This window comes from Pantoea sp. ICBG 1758 (genome assembly GCF_002928325.1).
Classification (GTDB): Bacteria; Pseudomonadota; Gammaproteobacteria; order Enterobacterales; family Enterobacteriaceae; genus Pantoea; species Pantoea eucrina.
This window is the reverse complement of sequence record NZ_POWL01000003.1, coordinates 375,571-394,692: the sequence shown is the minus strand read 5'-3', so window position 1 is coordinate 394,692 and position 19,122 is coordinate 375,571. Positions and strand designations below refer to the sequence as shown.

16 protein-coding genes are annotated in these 19,122 nt (G+C 53.7%); 12 read left to right on the top strand and 4 right to left on the bottom strand.

Annotated elements, in window-relative coordinates; genetic code table 11:
- Positions 1 to 159 precede the first annotated feature (159 nt).
- The 3 genes from C1Y41_RS13565 to pspG all read left to right on the top strand — a co-directional run bounded on the left by C1Y41_RS13565 (position 160) and on the right by pspG (position 2,950).
- The gene (locus C1Y41_RS13565) at positions 160 to 1,422 is read left to right on the top strand and encodes a conjugal transfer protein TraF (RefSeq protein WP_166714333.1); all 1,263 of its coding nucleotides are present in this window, start codon (positions 160 to 162) and stop codon (positions 1,420 to 1,422) included.
- 90 nt (positions 1,423 to 1,512) lie between these two features.
- Positions 1,513 to 2,508 (top strand): tRNA dihydrouridine(20/20a) synthase DusA, encoded by a 996-nt coding sequence (gene dusA / locus C1Y41_RS13560; protein ID WP_071668450.1) that lies wholly within the window; start codon positions 1,513 to 1,515, stop codon positions 2,506 to 2,508.
- Positions 2,509 to 2,689: 181 nt separating this feature from the next.
- Positions 2,690 to 2,950, top strand: a complete 261-nt coding sequence (gene pspG, locus C1Y41_RS13555; protein WP_104085616.1) for an envelope stress response protein PspG — start codon at positions 2,690 to 2,692, stop codon at positions 2,948 to 2,950.
- Positions 2,951 to 3,133: 183 nt separating this feature from the next.
- On the opposite strand, the gene C1Y41_RS13550 is transcribed toward pspG, so the two are convergent.
- Positions 3,134 to 4,117: a quinone oxidoreductase gene (locus C1Y41_RS13550; RefSeq protein ID WP_039381983.1), complete on the bottom strand. Its 984-nt coding sequence runs from the start codon at positions 4,115 to 4,117 to the stop codon at positions 3,134 to 3,136.
- A 73-nt stretch (positions 4,118 to 4,190) separates the two neighbouring features.
- Here C1Y41_RS13550 and dnaB point away from each other — a divergent pair, with 73 nt between their 5' ends.
- The 6 genes from dnaB (at position 4,191) to C1Y41_RS13520 (ending at position 9,222) form a co-directional block, all read left to right on the top strand.
- Positions 4,191 to 5,597, top strand: coding sequence for a replicative DNA helicase (gene dnaB / locus C1Y41_RS13545; protein WP_039381986.1), 1,407 nt, complete (start codon positions 4,191 to 4,193; stop codon positions 5,595 to 5,597).
- A gap of 128 nt (positions 5,598 to 5,725) precedes the next feature.
- Positions 5,726 to 6,217: an Lrp/AsnC family transcriptional regulator gene (locus C1Y41_RS13540; protein ID WP_039381989.1), complete on the top strand. Its 492-nt coding sequence runs from the start codon at positions 5,726 to 5,728 to the stop codon at positions 6,215 to 6,217.
- A gap of 228 nt (positions 6,218 to 6,445) precedes the next feature.
- Positions 6,446 to 7,060: a YitT family protein gene (locus tag C1Y41_RS13535; RefSeq protein WP_039381991.1), complete on the top strand. Its 615-nt coding sequence runs from the start codon at positions 6,446 to 6,448 to the stop codon at positions 7,058 to 7,060.
- Positions 7,061 to 7,107: 47 nt separating this feature from the next.
- Positions 7,108 to 8,301, top strand: a complete 1,194-nt coding sequence (locus C1Y41_RS13530) for an amino acid aminotransferase (RefSeq protein ID WP_104085640.1) — start codon at positions 7,108 to 7,110, stop codon at positions 8,299 to 8,301.
- A 150-nt stretch (positions 8,302 to 8,451) separates the two neighbouring features.
- Positions 8,452 to 8,868, top strand: a complete 417-nt coding sequence (locus C1Y41_RS13525) for a secondary thiamine-phosphate synthase enzyme YjbQ (RefSeq protein ID WP_071668448.1) — start codon at positions 8,452 to 8,454, stop codon at positions 8,866 to 8,868.
- A gap of 3 nt (positions 8,869 to 8,871) precedes the next feature.
- Positions 8,872 to 9,222 (top strand): MmcQ/YjbR family DNA-binding protein, encoded by a 351-nt coding sequence (locus tag C1Y41_RS13520; protein WP_039381999.1) that lies wholly within the window; start codon positions 8,872 to 8,874, stop codon positions 9,220 to 9,222.
- 4 nt (positions 9,223 to 9,226) lie between these two features.
- Here the strand turns inward: C1Y41_RS13520 and C1Y41_RS13515 are convergent, their stop codons facing one another.
- Both C1Y41_RS13515 and uvrA read right to left on the bottom strand, forming a co-directional pair.
- Positions 9,227 to 10,291, bottom strand: coding sequence for an NAD(P)-dependent alcohol dehydrogenase (locus C1Y41_RS13515; RefSeq protein WP_039382002.1), 1,065 nt, complete (start codon positions 10,289 to 10,291; stop codon positions 9,227 to 9,229).
- Between the two features lie 258 nt (positions 10,292 to 10,549).
- Positions 10,550 to 13,378, bottom strand: a complete 2,829-nt coding sequence (uvrA, locus tag C1Y41_RS13510) for an excinuclease ABC subunit UvrA (RefSeq protein WP_039382007.1) — start codon at positions 13,376 to 13,378, stop codon at positions 10,550 to 10,552.
- Positions 13,379 to 13,604: 226 nt separating this feature from the next.
- Between uvrA and C1Y41_RS13505 the strand changes: the two genes are divergently transcribed.
- Together C1Y41_RS13505 and C1Y41_RS13500 are read left to right on the top strand one after the other, a co-directional pair.
- Positions 13,605 to 14,168, top strand: a complete 564-nt coding sequence (locus C1Y41_RS13505) for a single-stranded DNA-binding protein (RefSeq protein WP_104085615.1) — start codon at positions 13,605 to 13,607, stop codon at positions 14,166 to 14,168.
- A 315-nt stretch (positions 14,169 to 14,483) separates the two neighbouring features.
- A complete protein-coding gene (locus C1Y41_RS13500) occupies positions 14,484 to 15,599 on the top strand; it encodes a type IV toxin-antitoxin system AbiEi family antitoxin (protein WP_104085614.1) in 1,116 nt (371 codons plus the stop codon).
- Between the two features lie 1,341 nt (positions 15,600 to 16,940).
- On the opposite strand, the gene C1Y41_RS13495 is transcribed toward C1Y41_RS13500, so the two are convergent.
- On the bottom strand, positions 16,941 to 17,336 hold the full coding sequence (locus tag C1Y41_RS13495; RefSeq protein WP_039382017.1) for a transposase: 396 nt from the start codon (positions 17,334 to 17,336) through the stop codon (positions 16,941 to 16,943).
- A 527-nt stretch (positions 17,337 to 17,863) separates the two neighbouring features.
- Here C1Y41_RS13495 and C1Y41_RS13490 point away from each other — a divergent pair.
- Complete coding sequence (locus C1Y41_RS13490) at positions 17,864 to 19,120, top strand: polysaccharide biosynthesis C-terminal domain-containing protein (protein WP_104085613.1); 1,257 nt, start codon at positions 17,864 to 17,866, stop codon at positions 19,118 to 19,120.
- The last annotated feature ends 2 nt before the right edge of the window (positions 19,121 to 19,122 follow it).

Sequence of the window (19,122 nt, the reverse complement as noted above, 5' to 3'; positions counted from 1 at the left end):
GCGCAGTGTGACGCAATCGTGTCCAATTCTGCGAACAGCAGTGCTTATCCCTTTCAGTTCACAGCAATGAAGCGTTAGCCGCCATTCAGAATAGCGGTTAACACCATTATTTCGCCTACGCGACACTCAATAATTTTTTAAGGTGATAGCAGCCTCATGATGACAACACGCTTTACGCTGGCCCGGGTGGCTTATTTTGCTGGTTTAAACGCGCTGCTGGTTTCCTCTTCAGCGCTGGCCGCGGGAACCTGGTATGATGCGCGCAATGATGCGATGGGCGGAACCGGTGTCGCATCGTCGCACTGGAGCTCTGCCGTGCTGGCTAACCCCGCGCTGATGACACGCGCGCAGCCGGAAGAGAACGCCGGCATTATTTTTCCCTCTGCCGGGTTACAGGTGACGGATAAAGACAAGCTGGTCGATCGCATTGATGACATCACCGATACGGTTGATCGCTATCGCGACGTGATTGATAACATCAACGCGAATCTCATCTCGGATCCGTTTGCCGCCATCAATGCGGTACCGCAACTGCGTGCCGCAGCCGGTGATATGGCCGATCAGCTGCGCGGGCTTAAAGGTAACAAAGCGGATGCCACCGCTGGCGTTGCGCTGGCCGTCACCGTTCCCAATGCGACGCTGCCGTTTGCTTTTATTACCAAAGCCTATGGCACCGCCCATATCCGGGCCAATGTGGCTCAGAGCGATATCGATTATCTGGATAGTCTGGCAAACGGGGCGTTTCCGCAGCCGGGCGATCAGGATAACCTGCGCTCCAGCGCGAACGGACTGGCAGCGCTGGTCACCGATTATGGTATCGCCATGGCGCATGAGTTCACGGTTGCCGGTCATCCGGTCTCGCTCGGTATTACGCCCAAGCTGCAGAAGACATGGCTCTATAACTACAGCGCCAGCGTCTATAACTACGATAAAAACGATCTTAAAAACGGACGCTATCGCAGTTCAGACACCGGCTTTAACGTTGATGCCGGTCTCGCAACCGCGTTTGCTGAAAACTGGACGTTTGGTCTGACCGGGCAGAACCTGATCTCACGCGATCTGGAAACCAAAGTCGTCAATGGCTATCGCGATACCTATCAAATCCGTCCGCTGGTGACAACCGGACTGGCATGGGAGCGCGGGCCGGTTACCCTGACCGGCGATGTGGACCTGACGGAAACCAAACGCTTTAAGTCGCAGGAGAGCAGCCAGTATGCGGGCGCAGGCGCGGAATATCGCGTGCTCGACTGGCTGGCACTGCGGGCAGGCTATCGCGCCGATCTGAAATCAAATGACGTTAACGTGGTTACCGCCGGCCTCGGGCTGTCGCCGTTTAATAATGCGGTGCATCTGGATCTCGCGGGCTCCGCCGGTAAAGATCGTACCTGGGGTGCGATGGTACAGCTCGGCTTTAACTTCTGACGGGTCTGTCACGGGCGGCTGTGTCGTCCGTGACGGCTGTGGTATCATTGCGCAGTTTCTCATCATTTAACTCCGGATCTACTGCGCTTCATGACTGATAACTTCTCTTCGCAACGCTTCTCTATCGCGCCGATGCTCGACTGGACCGATCGTCACTGCCGCTATTTTCATCGCAAGCTGACCGGCGATACGCTGCTCTATACCGAAATGGTGACGACCGGCGCGATTATTCATGGCAAAGGCGATTACCTTGCCTATAGCGAAGAGGAGCATCCGGTTGCGCTGCAGCTGGGCGGCAGCGATCCGGCGGCGCTGGCGCAGTGCGCCCGACTGGCTGAAGCGCGCGGTTACGATCAGATCAACCTTAACGTGGGCTGTCCTTCCGACCGCGTACAGAACGGTCGTTTTGGTGCCTGCCTGATGGCGGATGCGAACCTGGTGGCTGACTGCATTAAAGCGATGCGCGATGTGGTTTCTATTCCGGTCACGGTAAAAACCCGCATCGGTATTGATGAGCAGGACAGCTACGCGTTTCTGCGCGACTTTACCGGCACCGTGGCAGAGCGGGGCGGCTGCGACACCTTTATCATTCACGCTCGCAAAGCCTGGCTGTCAGGCCTGAGCCCCAAAGAGAACCGGGAGATCCCGCCGCTGGACTATCCGCGCGTTTATCAGCTAAAACGTGATTTTCCGGCGCTGACCATGGCGATCAACGGCGGGGTAAAAACGCTTGAAGAGGCCAAGACGCACCTGATGCATCTGGATGGCGTGATGATGGGCCGCGAAGCGTATCAAAATCCTTCCGTGCTGGCGCAGGTTGACCGCGAGCTTTTTGGCCGCACAACGCCGGCAGTGGATCTGGTCGCCGTTGTGCGTTCAATGTATCCCTATATCGAAGCGGAACTGACGCAGGGCACTTATCTGGGGCACGTCACCCGGCATATGCTGGGGCTGTTTCAGGGTATTCCGGGTGCCCGTCAGTGGCGACGGTATCTGAGCGAAAATGCCCATAAACCGGGTGCTGATGTGCGGGTGCTGGAAGCCGCGCTGGCGCTGGTGGCCGATCGCATCCCCCAGGAAGCGTAATCCGCGCGCTCTGAAAACCGCAGCAGAAATGGTGCGGTTTTATTTTGCCTGAAACCTGGTTTTTTTCACCACTTCTACCGCAGTGCCCTGAATAAATACTTTTAAATCAATATCTTATAAATTAACCGATCTGGCACGAAAATTGTATCTGTCAGCAGAGTCCTGACAGAGGAGAATAGACGTGGAAATTGTATTTGTGCTTGGGTTCTTTTTAATGCTGTTGCTGACCGGCGTTTCCCTGCTAGGGGTGATTGCGGCTTTAGCCGTTGCCACCGCGCTGATGTTTTTAACCGGCCTGTTTGCCTTTGTTATAAAACTGTTACCCTGGCTGCTGCTGGCCGTGGTCGCCGTCTGGGTCTGGCGCAGCGTTACCACACCGGGTAGCAGCACCAGACTGAACCGGCTCAGGAGAAAAATCAGCAGGATGGAGCGACGCGGCTGATAAAAAATGCGGCTCAGATCACAGCGCTGAATTCCGCTGGCGCTAAATAAAACGTAAACATATTTTTTACTTATGTTTTCTGCCACTATACGTATACAGATTCAGTACCGCTGTCCCTACACCAGCGCGAACTAAAAAAAGAATCAGGGGCTTCCTTCAGGAAGCCCTCTTTTTTTGCCTGCATCAGGGCAGCAGCAGGCTGGAGCCCTGGGTCGCACGACTCTCCAGTATCTGATGCGCGCGCATGGCATCGCGCAGCGGGAACTTCTGCTGCTCCGGTACGTTTACCTGAATGGCGCGGCTGGCTATCAGGGAAAAGAGTTCACTGCTCGCCTGCTCCAGCTCCTCACGGTTTGTGATATAGCCAAACAGCGACGGGCGGGTGACAAACAGAGAGCCTTTCTTATTAAGAATTCCTAAATCCACGCCGGTTACCGGGCCGGAGGCGTTGCCAAAGCTGACCAGCAGCCCGTGGCGCTGCAGAGAGTCGAGCGATGGTTCCCAGGTATCCTTACCGACAGAGTCATACACCACGGCCACTTTTTTCCCCTGCGTCAGTTCGCTGACGCGCTGTGCAATATCCTCTTCGCGATAGTTGATGGTGGCCCATGCGCCAGCCGCTTTGGCAATCTGCGCTTTTTCGGCAGAACCCACCGTGCCGATAAGATGTGCACCCAGCGCTTTGGCCCACTGGCAGGCAATCAGACCCACACCGCCTGCGGCAGCATGAAACAGAAACGTCTCATCCGCTTTGACTTTCCAGGTTTGTCGCAGCAGATACTGGACTGTCAGCCCTTTAAGAAATGAGGCAGCCGCCGTTTCAAAAGAGATACTCTCCGGCAGCAGCGCCAGCCGCTCTTCCGCAACGTTGTGAAGTTCACTGTAAGCGCCCAGAGCGGCCTGACAGTAAACCACCCGATCGCCAGGCTGAAAACGCGTGACCGCTGCGCCCACTTTGCTGACCACGCCTGCCGCTTCGGTACCGAGTCCGGAAGGAAAGGCTGAAACCGGGTAGAGCCCGCTGCGCACATAGGTGTCGATATAGTTGATGCCTATCGCCCGGTTTTCTACCTGCACCTCATGCTCAGCCGGATCGGCAGGATCAAAATCTGCCCACTGCAAAACCTCCGGGCCACCGTGCTGACTGAACTGAATACGCTTTGCCATGCTGACTCCTGTGAATGTTCATCCGGGGGCGGTATACTTGCGCGTCCCTTTCACGATCGGTAATGCATTCACTATGGCAGGAAACAAACCCACCAACAAATCGAACGAACCCCGCGATCGGCAGCTGGAAGGCGTAAAAATGCCGCCGCACTCCATAGAAGCGGAGCAGTCGGTGCTGGGTGGGTTGATGCTGGACAACGAGCGCTGGGACAACGTCTCTGAGCGCGTTGTCGCAGACGATTTTTTTAACCGCTCACACCGCATGATTTTTGCTGAGATGCAGCGGCTGCTGGAGCTGGGCCAGCCTATCGACCTGATCACGCTGTCAGAGTCGCTGGAAACGCGCGGCGAGCTGGAGATGGCGGGCGGCTTTGCCTATCTGGCCGAACTCGCGAAAAATACGCCAAGTGCGGCTAACATCGGCGCCTATGCAGATATCGTGCGCGAACGTGCGGTAGTGCGTGAGATGATCGCGGTTGCTAACCAGATTGCTGACGCCGGTTACGATCCGCAGGGGCGGAGCAGTGAAGATCTGCTCGACTTTGCCGAATCCAACGTCTTTAAAATCGCCGAGCAGCGCGCGAATAAAGATGACGGCCCGCAGAACATTGAGCAGATCCTTGAAGCCACCGTGTCCCGTATTGAAGCGCTGGTCTCAACGCCGCACGATGGCGTAACCGGCGTAGATACCGGCTATCAGGATCTGAACAAAAAAACGGCTGGCCTGCAGGGGTCCGATCTGATTATCGTGGCGGCGCGTCCCTCAATGGGTAAAACCACGTTCGCCATGAACCTGTGCGAAAACGCCGCGATGCTCAATGAGAAACCGGTGCTGATCTTCAGTCTGGAGATGCCCAGCGAGCAGCTGATGATGCGTATGCTGGCATCTCTGTCGCGCGTGGACCAGACGCGTATTCGTACCGGCCAGCTGGAAGATGAGGACTGGGCGCGCATCTCCGCCACGATGGGTATTCTGCTGGAGAAGAAAAACATCTTTATTGATGACTCTTCCGGCCTGACGCCAACCGAAGTACGCTCGCGTGCCCGCCGCGTGTTCCGCGAAAATGGCGGTCTGAGCATGATCATGATCGACTATCTGCAGCTGATGCGCGTGCCGTCGCACTCCGAGAACCGTACGCTGGAGATCGCCGAAATTTCGCGTTCATTGAAAGCGCTGGCCAAAGAGCTGAATGTGCCGGTCGTGGCGCTGTCGCAGCTAAACCGTTCACTGGAGCAGCGCGCCGACAAACGTCCGGTTAACTCCGATCTGCGTGAATCAGGATCGATCGAGCAGGATGCTGACCTGATCATGTTTATCTACCGCGATGAGGTTTATCACGAAAACAGCGATCTGAAAGGCATCGCTGAGATCATCATCGGCAAGCAGCGTAACGGGCCGATCGGTACCGTGCGTCTTACCTTCAACGGCCAGTGGTCGCGCTTTGACAACTACGCCGGCCCGCAATACGACGACGAATAAGCCTTTGCCTGCCAGTGCATGCACGTTTTGTGCATGCACCTCACGTCATCAGAAAATAGTGTTGGACAAGGCGGTCCGCTATCAGGTTATCTGTGCCAAAGCGAATGTGACAACGCTGTGGGATCAGAATGACGCAGGTAGATGATTACGATCTTAAGATATTGACGCTATTACAATCTAACGGCCGTCTTACCAATCAGGAACTGAGCGATCTGGTGGGGTTATCCGCATCACAATGCTCACGCCGCCGCATCAATCTTGAACAGGCGAATTTAATCCTTGGCTATCATGCCCGGCTGTCGCCTGATGCGGTGGGTCTCGGCATGGTCGGACTGATTGAAGTGCGGCTGAAAAACCATACGCCCGATTACGAAGATAACTTTTTGCAGATGGTAGAAGCAGAACCCGCCATTGTTGACGCGTTTAAAACCACCGGAGACGCTGACTATCTGCTGAAAGTGGCGGTGGCCGATCTCGCTTCGCTGAGCGCGCTGATCAGCCAGCTGGTGGCGGGCCATCAGAGCGTGTCGCACGTTAAAACGGCGGTGGTACTCAACCGGCTGAAAGAGAATGGCCTGATGATGAAGCCTGCGCACAAAGTGCGCCATAAAGGTGCATAATGCGCCATAAAAGTGCATCAGACTCCCTCTCTCTGCTTATTTCTCGCGATTAAGACCGAATTTGTGCATGAATCAACGGTTTTATTCTGATTCATGCATAAAACTGTGCAATAAAGCGCCTTAGATATCAATGGGATATTCGCTGGCACCCTCCGGCTAAGCAGCAGCGAGGCCGGAGTGGTGCGTTTTTTGCAGCTATATCGCTTTTATTTGCACAGAGAACTCCTGATGGACAACATCGCTCAGCCAGTGGCGGCTCCTCACTCCCGCATCGAAGATGCGCTGGCTATCGTGCTGGGAACGCTGATGGTCTCATTTGGCGTCATGCTGCTGAAGCAGGCGGGCGCGCTGACCGGCGGAACGGCCGGTATCGCGTTTTTAATCAGCTACCTTTCATCCTCCTCTTTCGGCGCCGCCTTTTTTGCCATCAATCTGCCGTTTTACTGGCTGGCGATACGCCGCATGGGGTGGGAGTTTACCTGCAAAACCTTTGGTGCCGTGGCGCTGGTTTCCCTGTTCACACAGCTGCATCCGCTGTTTATCCACTTTTCGGCATTAAATCCTTTTTATGCGACACTGTTCGGTAACGTGGTCATGGGGATCGGGTTTATAGTGTTGTTTCGTCACAAAGCCAGCCTGGGTGGTATCAATATTCTGGCGCTCTGGCTGCAGGATCGCACCGGTCTGCGTGCCGGGAAGCTACAGATGATGGTTGATACCTGTGTGGTATGCGCCTCGCTGTTTGTCGTACCGCTACCGATGCTGCTGGCCTCTGTTGCGGGCGCGGCGATCCTTAACCTTATCATTGCGCTGAACCATCGTCCTGGCCGCTATCAGGTATAAAAGCGCCGTCTTACGCTTACTCATGCATTTTTATGGAGATCTGCACCGTGTTTCAAAACGTTGATGCCTACGCCGGCGATCCGATTCTGTCGCTGATGGAAACCTACAAACAAGATCCGCGCGCGCATAAAGTCAATCTCAGTATCGGCCTGTTCTACAACGAAGCAGGGATCGTTCCGCAGCTGCAGGCCGTTGCGGCAGCTGAAGAGCGTCTGCAGGCGCAGCCGCATCAGGCATCACTCTATCTGCCGATGGAAGGTTTAGGCCCTTACCGCAACGCCATTGCGCCGCTGCTGTTTGGTCACGAACACCTGGTGCTGAAAGCGGGACGCATCGCGTCTATTCAGACGCTGGGTGGTTCCGGTGCGCTGAAAGTGGGGGCTGATTTCCTGAAGCGCTATTTTCCGCACTCAGAGGTCTGGGTCAGCGATCCGACCTGGGAAAATCACGTAGCGATTTTTAACGGCGCGGGCTTCGCGGTAAACACCTACCCCTGGTACGATGCTGAGACCAACGGCGTTAAGTTTGACGCATTTATCCGCTGCCTGAAATCGCTGCCGAAGCATGCCATTGTGCTGCTGCATCCCTGCTGCCATAACCCGACCGGCGCCGATCTCACTGACGCCCAGTGGGATGAGACCACCGCCGTGCTGAAAGCGCAGGAGCTGATCCCGTTCCTCGATATCGCCTATCAGGGCTTTGGTGCAGGAATGGAAGAGGATGCTTACGCCATTCGCGCTATCGCAGCCGCGGGTCTGCCGGCGCTGGTGAGCAACTCATTTTCCAAGATTTTCTCGCTCTATGGCGAGCGCGTGGGCGGGCTCTCTGTGGTCTGCGACAGCGCTGAAGAAGCGGGACGGGTGCTGGGTCAGCTGAAAGCCACCGTGCGCCGCAACTACTCCAGTCCGCCAAATTTTGGTGCGCAGGTAGTCTCCTGCGTGCTGAATGATGCCGCATTACTGAACATGTGGCTGGCAGAAGTTGAAGCGATGCGCCTGCGTATTGCGGAGATGCGCCAGGCGCTGGTCAGCGAGCTGCAGGCAATTCTGCCGGGTAAAAATGTCGACTATCTGCTGAAGCAGCGCGGTATGTTCAGCTACACCGGTCTCAGCGCACAGCAGGTTGATCGCCTGCGCGATGAGTTCGGGATCTATCTTATCGCCAGCGGGCGTATGTGCGTTGCTGGTCTGAACCGCAGTAACGTTAAACGCGTTGCAGAGGCGTTTGCTGCCGTTATGTAACTGCCGGACGCGACACCACGAACCATCCGTTTTAATGCGGATGGTTTTTTTTTGCGTCTGCCAGGCAGGCTGATGCTTTTTCCTGCGGCAGGGTTTACCTTTCGCCAACATGCTGCACACTTAAGAGACCTGTTTTTTTAGGACTTTGCTATGTGGCAGCAACAGACCCTCACCCTGAGCGCAAAAGCGCGCGGGTTTCACCTCATTACCGATGAGATCTTAAGCCAGCTTAACGGCCTCAATGGCGTGCGCATCGGCCAGCTGCATCTGCTGTTACAGCATACCTCCGCGTCGCTGACGCTGAATGAAAACTGCGATCCCACCGTGCGCAGCGACATGGAGCAGCATTTCTTACGCCAGGTGCCTGAAAACGCAGGGTGGCAGCACGATTATGAAGGCGCAGACGATATGCCTGCCCATATCAAGTCGTCACTGCTGGGCGTTTCACTGCTGCTGCCGGTCAGTCGCGGGCGGCTGATGCTGGGGACCTGGCAGGGCATCTGGCTGGGCGAACATCGCATACAGGGCGGTGCAAGACGCATCGTCGCGACTTTACAAGGGGAATAACCAATGACGATTTCTGAGCTATTGACCTACTGCATGAGCAAACCCGCCGCAGAACAGGACATTAAAGAGGCGTGGGATGCAACGCAGATTAAGAGCCACGGTGTGCTGTTTGCCATGCTTTATGAGAAAGCAGGGCGGCCGGCGGTGACGCTGAAAACCTCTCCCGCACTGGCTGAACTGTTGCGTGAAGAGCACAGCGACGTCTTTCCCAGCGAATACCTGAATAAATCCTGCTGGAGCACGCTGTGGCTGGATGGATCGCTGAAGGATTCGCAGATTTACTATCTGGTTGACGCCTCTTACCAGCAGGCCGACGCCACGCACGCGGCGGGCGCCAGCCAGCACAACGCCTGAGCCGTTACGCCGCAGGCGTATCGCGCAGGGTATTGATATCGATGACAAAGCGATATTTTACATCGCTTTTCAGCATGCGCTCATACGCCTCATTAATTTGATCCATGGCAATCAGTTCAATGTCTGAGGTGATGCCGTGCTTGCCACAGAAATCGAGCATCTCCTGCGTTTCAGCGATGCCGCCGATCAGCGAGCCAGAGACACTGCGGCGTTTGAAAATCAGGTTAACCACCTGAGGTGCCGGATGATCGTGCTCGGGCACACCGACCAGCGTCATATTGCCATCACGCTTCAGCAGGGTGATAAACGGGTTGAGATCGTGCTGTGCGGCTACCGTGTTCAGAATAAAATCGAAACTGTTAGCGTGGGCCGCCATCTGATCGGCATCTTTAGATATCACCACTTCATCAGCGCCAAGACGTTTGCCATCTTCGACTTTTGATGGCGATGTCGTAAACAGCACGACCTGCGCGCCCATCGCATGGGCAATTTTCACCCCCATATGGCCCAGGCCGCCGAGGCCTACGATACCCACTTTTTTGCCCGGCCCGACATTCCAGTGGCGCAGCGGCGAATAGGTGGTGATCCCCGCGCACAGCAGCGGCGCAACGCCTGCCAGGTCGAGGTTTTCCGGCACGCGCAGCACAAAATCTTCGTTGACCACCATGCTGGTGGAGTAGCCACCGTAGGTGACCGCGCCGGTTTCGCGATCCTGGCCGTTGTAGGTGCCTGTCATGCCCTCTTCGCAATACTGCTCCAGCCCTTCCTGACAGCTCGGACAGCTGCGGCAGGAGTCAACCATACAGCCAACGCCCACCAGGTCACCGGGCTGATATTTATGGCTGTGCGCGCCCACGGCGGTTACGCGACCGACAATTTCATGGCCCGGTACGACCGGAAAAATTGTGTTGTTCCATTCGTTGCGCGCCTGGTGCAGATCGGAGTGGCAGACGCCGCAATAGAGCACTTCAATCTCCACATCATGCTCACGCAGTTCGCGCGGTTTGTAGTCGAACGGGGCGAGTTTTGATTTGGCGTCCTGTGCAGCCCAGGCATGGGTAATATTCATGGTGTCTCCAGTCGGATGTGTCGTGAGTAGGGTATGCAAACGCCTTACGGAGTTCGAAAGGCCGCAACGCTGAGGCAGCGTTGCAAGCAGACCGCTATAAGCGTAGTCAGCTCGCCTGGATGCGACCATGCCTGAAGTTGTCTGATTCTTGCCTGTTTCTGCATTTTGTTGCGTAATCAGGCACGTCTGAATAACCGGCAAATAAAAAGCCGCCCCGGAGGGCGGCCTGATAATGGTAAAGGCGCAGACAGAAAAGGCTTACTTCTTCAGCATCGGTTTCAGGAAGCGTGCGGTATGTGACTTTTCACACTCTGCCACGGTTTCCGGCGTACCGGCGACCAGGATCTCACCGCCGCCGCTGCCGCCTTCGGGACCCAGATCCACGATCCAGTCTGCGGTTTTAATCACATCCAGATTATGCTCAATCACCACAATGGTATTGCCCTGATTACGCAGCTGATGCAGGACTTCCAGCAGCTGCGCAATATCGGCAAAGTGCAGGCCGGTGGTCGGCTCATCCAGAATATAGAGCGTCTGTCCGGTACCGCGCTTCGACAGCTCACGCGCCAGCTTGACGCGCTGCGCCTCACCACCGGAGAGCGTGGTGGCGGACTGGCCGAGACGGATATAGGAGAGGCCGACATCCATCAGCGTCTGCAGCTTGCGTGCCAGCGCCGGGACCGCTTCAAAGAAGTCGCGCGCTTCTTCAATCGTCATCTCCAGCACTTCGTGAATGCTTTTGCCTTTGTACTTGATCTCCAGCGTTTCGCGGTTATAGCGCTTGCCTTTACACTGATCGCACGGCACATAGATGTCGGGCAGGAAGTGCATTTCCACTTTGATCACGCCATCGCCCTGGCACGCTTCACAGCGTCCGCCGCGCACGTTAAAGCTGAAGCGGCCCGGATTGTAGCCGCGCGAGCGCGACTCCGGCACACCGGCAAAGAGTTCACGCACCGGCGTAAAAATGCCGGTATAGGTCGCCGGGTTAGATCGTGGCGTACGCCCGATCGGGCTTTGATCGATGTCGATCACTTTATCGAAGTGTTCAAGGCCGGCGATCTCACGATAAGGTGCCGCTTCACCGCTGGTTGCACCGTTAAGCTGCTGCTGCGCGATCGGGAAAAGCGTATCGTTGATAAGCGTTGATTTCCCGGAGCCGGAGACGCCGGTAATGCAGGTAAACAGGCCAACCGGCAGCGTCAGCGTCACATCCTTCAGGTTATTGCCGCGCGCGCCGGTGAGCTTCAGCACTTTAGCCGGATCGCCTTTCACCCGCTCGGCCGGCACTGCGATTTCGCGCTTGCCGCTCAGGAACTGGCCGGTCAGCGACTCTTCATGCGCCATAATGGCGTGTACATCACCTTCAGCCACTATCTGTCCGCCGTGCACGCCCGCGCCCGGACCGATATCGATGATATGGTCAGCCGCTCTGATCGCGTCTTCGTCATGCTCTACCACAATCACGGTATTGCCGAGATCGCGCAGGTGGATCAGGGTCGAGAGCAGGCGTTCGTTATCGCGCTGGTGTAACCCGATAGAGGGCTCATCAAGAACGTACATGACGCCAACCAGGCCCGCGCCAATCTGGCTGGCCAGACGAATACGCTGCGCCTCGCCGCCGGAGAGCGTTTCAGCCGAACGTGACATGGAGAGATAGTTCAGGCCGACGTTGACCAGGAAACTCAGCCTATCGCCGATCTCTTTCAGGACTTTCTCAGCAATTTTTGCGCGCTGGCCGCTCAGTTTAAGGTTGGTGAAAAACTCCATCGCATGACCAATACTCATTTCAGAGATGGTAGGCAGGTTAGTATCTTCAACAAACACGTGGCGCGCTTCGCGGCGCAGGCGGGTACCGTGACAGCTGGTGCAGGCGCGGTTGCTGATAAACTTCGCCAGCTCTTCGCGCACCGCATTGGACTCCGTCTCTTTATAGCGGCGCTCCATATTATGCAGCACCCCTTCAAACGGATGACGCCGCACGGAAGTGTCACCGCGATCGTTGATATATTTGAATTCAATATTCTCTTTGCCCGAGCCATACAGGATCACCTGACGCGCTTTGTCGCTCAGGCTGCTGAACGGCGCCTCTACGTCAAAATCGAGATGCTCAGCGAGCGAGCGCAGCATCTGGAAATAGTAGAAGTTGCGGCGATCCCAGCCGCGAATCGCACCGCCCGCCAGCGACAGCTCAGGGTTCTGCACCACGCGATCGGAATCGAAGTATTGCTGCACGCCAAGGCCGTCACAGGTTGGACAGGCGCCGGCCGGGTTGTTGAACGAAAACAGGCGCGGTTCCAGCTCACGCATGCTGTAGCCGCAGATCGGGCAGGCGAAGTTGGCGGAGAAGAGCATCTCTTCGCTGTCAGGATCGTCCATGTCCGCCACGATCGCGGTGCCGCCGCTGAGTTCAAGCGTGGTTTCAAACGACTCCGCCAGACGCGTGGCGAGATCGTCGCGCACGCGAAAACGATCGATGACGACTTCAATAGTGTGCTTTTTCTGCAGCTCAAGTTTCGGCGGATCGGAGAGATCGCACACTTCGCCATCGATGCGGGCACGGATGTAACCCTGCGCCGCCAGGTTTTCCAGCGTTTTGGTGTGCTCACCTTTGCGATCTTTCACCACCGGTGCCAGCAGCATCAGGCGGCGACCCTCTTCCTGCGCCAGCACCTGATCCACCATCTGGCTTACGGTCTGCGCCGCAAGCGCGACGTCGTGATCGGGACAGCGTGGCTCACCCACGCGGGCAAACAGCAGGCGCAGGTAGTCGTGGATTTCAGTAATAGTACCCACCGTCGAGCGCGGGTTATGCGAAGTCGATTTCTGCTCAATGGAAATGGCGGGCGACAGGCCTTCGATGTGATCGACATCCGGCTTCTCCATCAGCGAGAGAAACTGGCGCGCGTAAGCAGAGAGGGACTCTACATAGCGCCGCTGACCTTCGGCATAGAGCGTATCAAACGCCAGCGATGACTTCCCGGAACCTGAGAGACCGGTGACAACGATCAGCTTATCGCGTGGAATGATCAGGTTAATATTTTTCAGATTGTGGGTGCGAGCACCGCGGACTTCGATCTTATCCATTCACCTTTCCCGGATTGAACTACACCCGCTATGCCAGCAAAGCATAACGGATAGAAACGCATCATTATGGCACAAAAAATAACCTGAATAAATATCCAGTAGTTTTATCCTTTGGTACACTAGAGACGCAAAACTGGAAGCACGCTCCAAAGTATCCATCATAGATCAGGACGTGTTAAACTTTGTCGTTTAGACTTATAGCATCAACTCATCGGGAGAGAGCAACATGGCCAGTCGTGGCGTAAACAAAGTGATTCTTGTCGGGAATCTGGGTCAGGATCCGGAAGTGCGTTTCATGCCAAACGGTGGCGCTGTAGCCAACTTCACGCTGGCCACGTCTGAAAGCTGGCGTGACAAGCAGACCGGTGAAAACAAAGAGAACACCGAATGGCACCGCGTTGTGCTGTTTGGCAAACTGGCTGAAGTTGCCGGCGAATATCTGCGTAAAGGCTCACAGGTCTATATTGAAGGTCAGCTGCGTACGCGCAAGTGGCAGGATCAGAGCGGTCAGGAAAAATATACCACCGAGGTTGTTGTCAACGTAGGCGGCACCATGCAGATGCTGGGCGGACGTCAGCAGGGCGGTGCGAATGCAGGTGGCGCACCGATGGGCGGCCAGAGCGGCGGCGGAAATAACAACGGCTGGGGTCAGCCACAGCAGCCGCAGCAGCAGCAGCAGTCTCAGGGCGGCAATCAGTTCAGCGGCGGCGCGCAGCAGCGTCCACAGCAGCAGAGCGCACCGGCGAACAACGAACCGCCAATGGATTTCGACGACGATATCCCGTTCTGAAGCTGACTGATAAGTCACCTTTTAAAATATATGCGCAAGCCCCTGTTAATACAGGGGCTTTTTATTTTGTACTTTCGGCACTCATCAAATATCAATTCATATCCGTTTTTTGATCCAAAGATCCTGCATGACAGCCAGGAGAAAAAAGAGTGGCATATTTTATCTGTATGAACGCGTCAGCTGATGTAAAGCAGGAAAGAGCAATATTAGCCTTAGAATAATTATTAGCTGCGCAGCTAATGATGCAATTATGACTAATATTAGCTAAGCTAGCTTTATTTTTGCACAGCTAATAACGGGCTGGAAACGAATGTTATGAGCCATTACGCACATTATTCAGAATTCGAACAACAGATGCTGGATGCACTGAGGGAAGCTATTGCTGAAGCCTTCGGCTCCAAAGCTTCTGTACTGAATGCCTCACACGAGCTTCCCGAAGCTGGAGTTGAACTTGATGGCAAGATTGTGATCAAGACTCCTGGTAAAACCCTGCAGGTATTCGTCGACGTCAAAAAAAAGGTCTACCCAAGAGACCTGAGAAATGCTGTCTACCAGCTTCGCAGAGGCATAGATGAAACCAGTGATTGTCACGAAGCGATTGGACTGCTTGCTGCAGGTGAGTTGAGTCCCGGGGCTAAACAGGAGCTCAGGAATCAAAATATCGCCTCATTCGAGCTGGGGGGCAGCCTTTATCTGAAGCATGAAGGCTGGCTCATTAACATCGAAAAGCCTTCCCACCGTACCAAAAAGAACACTCATGGCATTGAGCTTTTCACTGAGGCTCGGGAAAGTGTAATACATGCGCTTCTGATGAATAGTCATAAGTGGTTAACCGGTGCAGAACTGGCCGAAAAAGCCGAAACATCTCCATACACCTGCTCTCTCGTCCTGCAGGAGCTGACGCTGCGTGAATGGGTGGAGTCTACTGGTAGAGGACCGGGCAAGCGCAGAATGCTCACTCACCCTGATAAGCTTTTAGACGCCTGGTCTGAGCAGTGGCAGGGGCGTAAAGAAAAAAGGTCAAAGTGGTACACCTTTGTCGAAACGCCCGAGCATCTGCTGGCTCACCTGGCGGAAGAGATAGACCGTCAGAAAGTGGATTATCCGTGGGCATTTACGGGTGCTGCTGCAGCGAATGTTTATGCTCCACTGCTGACCAGTACTGAGGGAGCAGAAATCATTGTGCCCAGGGGCTATGCGGATAAGATGGCTGATAGATTAGGCCTGAAGCCAGTGAGTAAAGGGGCAAACGTTACGCTCATCGAGCGCGAACCTGCGAGCTTGCTTTATCGATATATGCGCTCGGATCAGCCTGCCTTTTTCGCCAGTCCTTACATTCTGTATCTGGACTTATTAGATGGTCGGGGCCGTAACAAGGAACTGGCGCAACATATCAGAGAACGATTGGAGTCTTTATGGCAACGGAATTGAAACCTCGTACAGCGGCTGGATACGATCAAAATGTCACACTGGCATGCGAGAGGACGCTGCTTACACTGTTAAGCGCCTTTGGAAATTTGAGAGAAACTCTGAGACTTGTCGGTGGTTTGGTCCCCCGTTGCCTATGCACGTTTCCATAGCGAGAACGATGAAGACGAAGATGAGCTTGTTAGCCGACAGCGTTTTGCTGCAGGGTTAGTCCAGAAGTTACTGACTGAGATTGAGAGGCAACGGACAGCCTGACGAAAACAGAAGTGCCGTAGCGTCAGCCCGGCAGGTTTACGCTGCGATATAGCTCGCCAGCAGTGACGCGCTTTTTACAGCCAGAGGCGTGCCGGTTGTGCTCTGCGTATTATGTCGCTAACAGCTTTTGCTGAGGTTGCTGGCGTTCATGCCTCCTCATTCTGTGACCACGGCCAGCGATGTCCAACCGGCGTTGATTTGTAGTGTTATACCGGCGTTTTTAAGAATTTAGCCCACCCGCTTTTGCCTGATTTACCCGCCTTATCGCCTGCACATCCGCTGCTATATGCTCCTGAGCAGGCAGACAGGTTGTCTTTTAATCACCTTTTGACATAAAGCCCGGCTGCTATGGCGTGCTTACCCCGATGATAAATGTGTCAGGACGTCTGTTTTTTATGCAAAACAGAGCAGCAGTTGCATATTGATGAGACGAAATGAGAATAAAAATTGGCTGGAACCGCTCTGCTGCCCCCGGTTTTAATCAGAGAATGGCCCTGTTTAATGGTAAGAAAAACCATTCAGGTATCAAGCGAGAGCGCTGCGGTTAAGAATGATCCCGGTCACATTCCGCATAAAAATATTAAAACCAGCGACAAATAACCGAATGTTATTTATCGATCATATCGCTTTTTATCTTACATAGTTTAAAGCTCATTACGTTTTTGGGCGGGAAAATTCCTGGAGAAATTAAATCATAAATTGTTTATCCCACGCGACGCGCCGATTTTTAAGCGCAACCGTCAGGGCCAGGATAAATGAGAGGGGAAAAGTGGTGCAGCCGGAGGAGATGTTCAGTTGTGCTAACTAAAAACAACTGTGATTTAAGGCCAGCAACAGTGGCATTAATGCAATAAACGAAGCGCCAATCTCACCGCAATGAGATTGGGCAACGTCTAAATGGCTTAAACTACAAGACTTTTGCTGGTGTGAATCAATTTTACCGCAAAAAAAGAAGCATTTTCCTGCCATTACTCATCAGGAAAAAGAGGTGCGAATTGTTATATTGTGAACGCCGGATTAAATGATCTTCATCTCTTCTGGTAAGAACAAATCTCAGCATTTAGTCAAATAACAGCGGCCTTACAACTATTAGCGATTTTCTGATCCTGACGGATAGTGGTAAACGCTGCGGCTGATGTCGAGCAAACGACAGCTGCGGCGGGTTCCAATATCAAAGGTTGTCTGCAAAAAGTTGACTGCCTGACGCTTTTCATTGGTGGTAAAGAAGTTTTTGAGCACGCTCTGCAGCATCTCTTTATCGGAACTCAGCGTTTGCAGTTCGCGGGTAAGGTTCTGTAGTTTGTCCTCTAACTCCTTGATCTTTCTTCCTTCTTCAGAAGAAAGGCCTGAAAATTTCTTCTTCCAGCTGTAGAAGGTAGCCTCTGAAATGCCGAGCTCTTCACAAATCTCCCTGACTTTTACTCCTGTTTCAGAAGCTTTAATGGCATTTGTGATTTGCTCTTCGCTATATCGTGACTTTCTCATAAATGCTCTTACCTTTCTTATCAATTAGTGGATGAGAATTACTGTATTAATATCTGGTACTGCAAAAACGGTATTAATGCAGTATTAAAGTGCGCGATTTGAATTGCGAGGGATAAATTAAGATATTTAGAATAAATATCATCATGGGATAAATCTTATTTTATTATGAATGCCAATGAACATCTTCCTGGCATTGGCTTTTTGATATAGATTCATTCCATCCCAAATGCAGAAAAATACGACAAACATTGGATATTCGGTACAGCTTTCTTGCAAAAAAGAGAGGGCGTGCCAGTAAACTTTTGTCTCGAATTCGGGTTGAAATCGTTTACATCCGCTGAAATTCGCACCAGATTTAATCAGAATTTTCCTGAATTTCTCTTCTAAATCCTGACGCGAGTCTCATTTTTCGGACCAGCCTGGTTTGAAGTTATTAATTTTTGTCAGGCCCACTGAGCGCTTGTTAATTCATTTCAAGGACGTTTTACCGCAAGGCAGTTGCTGTAAGTAATACTAAGGACCAGTCAATGAAATTGAGCGTAATGTCTAATGCCGTCTGGATGATGTCTGAAAAAGTCGTCTCGGTGTTCGGCGTCATCTTTGTCACCTCCTATGTGGCAAAATCGTTTGGCCCGACCATATTTGGCCAGATGGCATTTTCAGCTTCGCTATTCTCCATGGTGCAGACCGTGGCGATTTTCGGTACCGAAACCATCCTGTTTAAGCGCATCAGCAAAAGTGCGCCTAAAGGTCTGCGTCTGATGGCCGTGGCGCGCACCATGCGCCTCGCGCTGCTGCTGCTGACCTCCATTCCGGTCTTGATTTGGGTCTGGTACAACATGCAGGAGAATTTTCTCGCATTTGCACTGGCCTCATTTATCTCCTCGGTATTTGTAACGCAGGACACTTTTAGCGTCTACAACAATGCGCGTCTCGCGTCGCGGCTCAATACGCTGGCTAACTCAGTGGGACTGCTGCTTGGCTTCGCGCTGAGCTTTACCATCGCGTGGCTGCATCTCAATCCGCTGTGGCTGACCATATCCATCGTGGCGGTAACGCTGGTGCCTTATCTCATCAAGCGCATCAATTTTTACCGTGAGCATCAGGACATTGCGCCGCCGCAGCAGAAACGCACTACCTATCTGCGCTACCTGATGTATGCCGGTCTGCCGCTCGCTATCTCCAGCATTTTTATCTCCGTGCAGGTAAAAGCGGCGCAGATGTTTCTGGCCGGTATCGCTTCCGCCCGCGATCTGGGCCTGTTCGCCGCGGCTAACACCATTTCGGCTTCCTGGATTTTTATCCCGGTTGCCATCATCACTTCCTGCTTTTCGGAAATTTTCCGTGAGCGTGGAGCAGCCGCAATCAAACTCACCGCGCGGCTGAACGGCTATGTCATGGGAGTTTCATTGCTGTTATTGGCGGTGATCGCCATGTTTGGCGAGAAGATCATCATCGCGTTATATGGTCACGAGTACACACAATCGGGAAGTCTCGTTACGTTACTGTCGTTAGCAACCTGCTTTTCGGCAATGGGGACCGTAGCTTACCGCTACATGGTCAAAGAGGGCGGGTTTAACTATCTGCTGAAGAAGATCCTCTGCCTGATGGTTATCAGCCTGCCGCTCTCATGGTGGCTGATCCAGGGGTACGGCATTATGGGTGCCGCCTGGAGCGTCTTCATCACTGAGCTGCTCTCCCTTACCGTAATGAATTACTTCTTTAAAAACGGCGTCATTCAAAAAATTCAGGTTTCCTCACTCAACTACAAAACCTACAAATGAGG

Excerpts from the sequence above, each read along its gene's own strand:
- C1Y41_RS13540 (WP_039381989.1), top strand. The coding sequence starts at position 5,726 with ATGACGCAGGTAGATGATTACGATCTTAAGATATTGACGCTATTACAA.
- C1Y41_RS13550 (WP_039381983.1), bottom strand. The coding sequence starts at position 4,117 with ATGGCAAAGCGTATTCAGTTCAGTCAGCACGGTGGCCCGGAGGTTTTG.
- dusA (WP_071668450.1), top strand. The coding sequence starts at position 1,513 with ATGACTGATAACTTCTCTTCGCAACGCTTCTCTATCGCGCCGATGCTC.
- C1Y41_RS13535 (WP_039381991.1), top strand. The coding sequence starts at position 6,446 with ATGGACAACATCGCTCAGCCAGTGGCGGCTCCTCACTCCCGCATCGAA.
- dnaB (WP_039381986.1), top strand. The coding sequence starts at position 4,191 with ATGGCAGGAAACAAACCCACCAACAAATCGAACGAACCCCGCGATCGG.
- C1Y41_RS13525 (WP_071668448.1), top strand. The coding sequence starts at position 8,452 with ATGTGGCAGCAACAGACCCTCACCCTGAGCGCAAAAGCGCGCGGGTTT.
- C1Y41_RS13520 (WP_039381999.1), top strand. The coding sequence starts at position 8,872 with ATGACGATTTCTGAGCTATTGACCTACTGCATGAGCAAACCCGCCGCA.
- C1Y41_RS13500 (WP_104085614.1), top strand. The coding sequence starts at position 14,484 with ATGAGCCATTACGCACATTATTCAGAATTCGAACAACAGATGCTGGAT.
- uvrA (WP_039382007.1), bottom strand. The coding sequence starts at position 13,378 with ATGGATAAGATCGAAGTCCGCGGTGCTCGCACCCACAATCTGAAAAAT.
- C1Y41_RS13495 (WP_039382017.1), bottom strand. The coding sequence starts at position 17,336 with ATGAGAAAGTCACGATATAGCGAAGAGCAAATCACAAATGCCATTAAA.
- C1Y41_RS13515 (WP_039382002.1), bottom strand. The coding sequence starts at position 10,291 with ATGAATATTACCCATGCCTGGGCTGCACAGGACGCCAAATCAAAACTC.
- C1Y41_RS13505 (WP_104085615.1), top strand. The coding sequence starts at position 13,605 with ATGGCCAGTCGTGGCGTAAACAAAGTGATTCTTGTCGGGAATCTGGGT.
- C1Y41_RS13490 (WP_104085613.1), top strand. The coding sequence starts at position 17,864 with ATGAAATTGAGCGTAATGTCTAATGCCGTCTGGATGATGTCTGAAAAA.
- C1Y41_RS13565 (WP_166714333.1), top strand. The coding sequence starts at position 160 with ATGACAACACGCTTTACGCTGGCCCGGGTGGCTTATTTTGCTGGTTTA.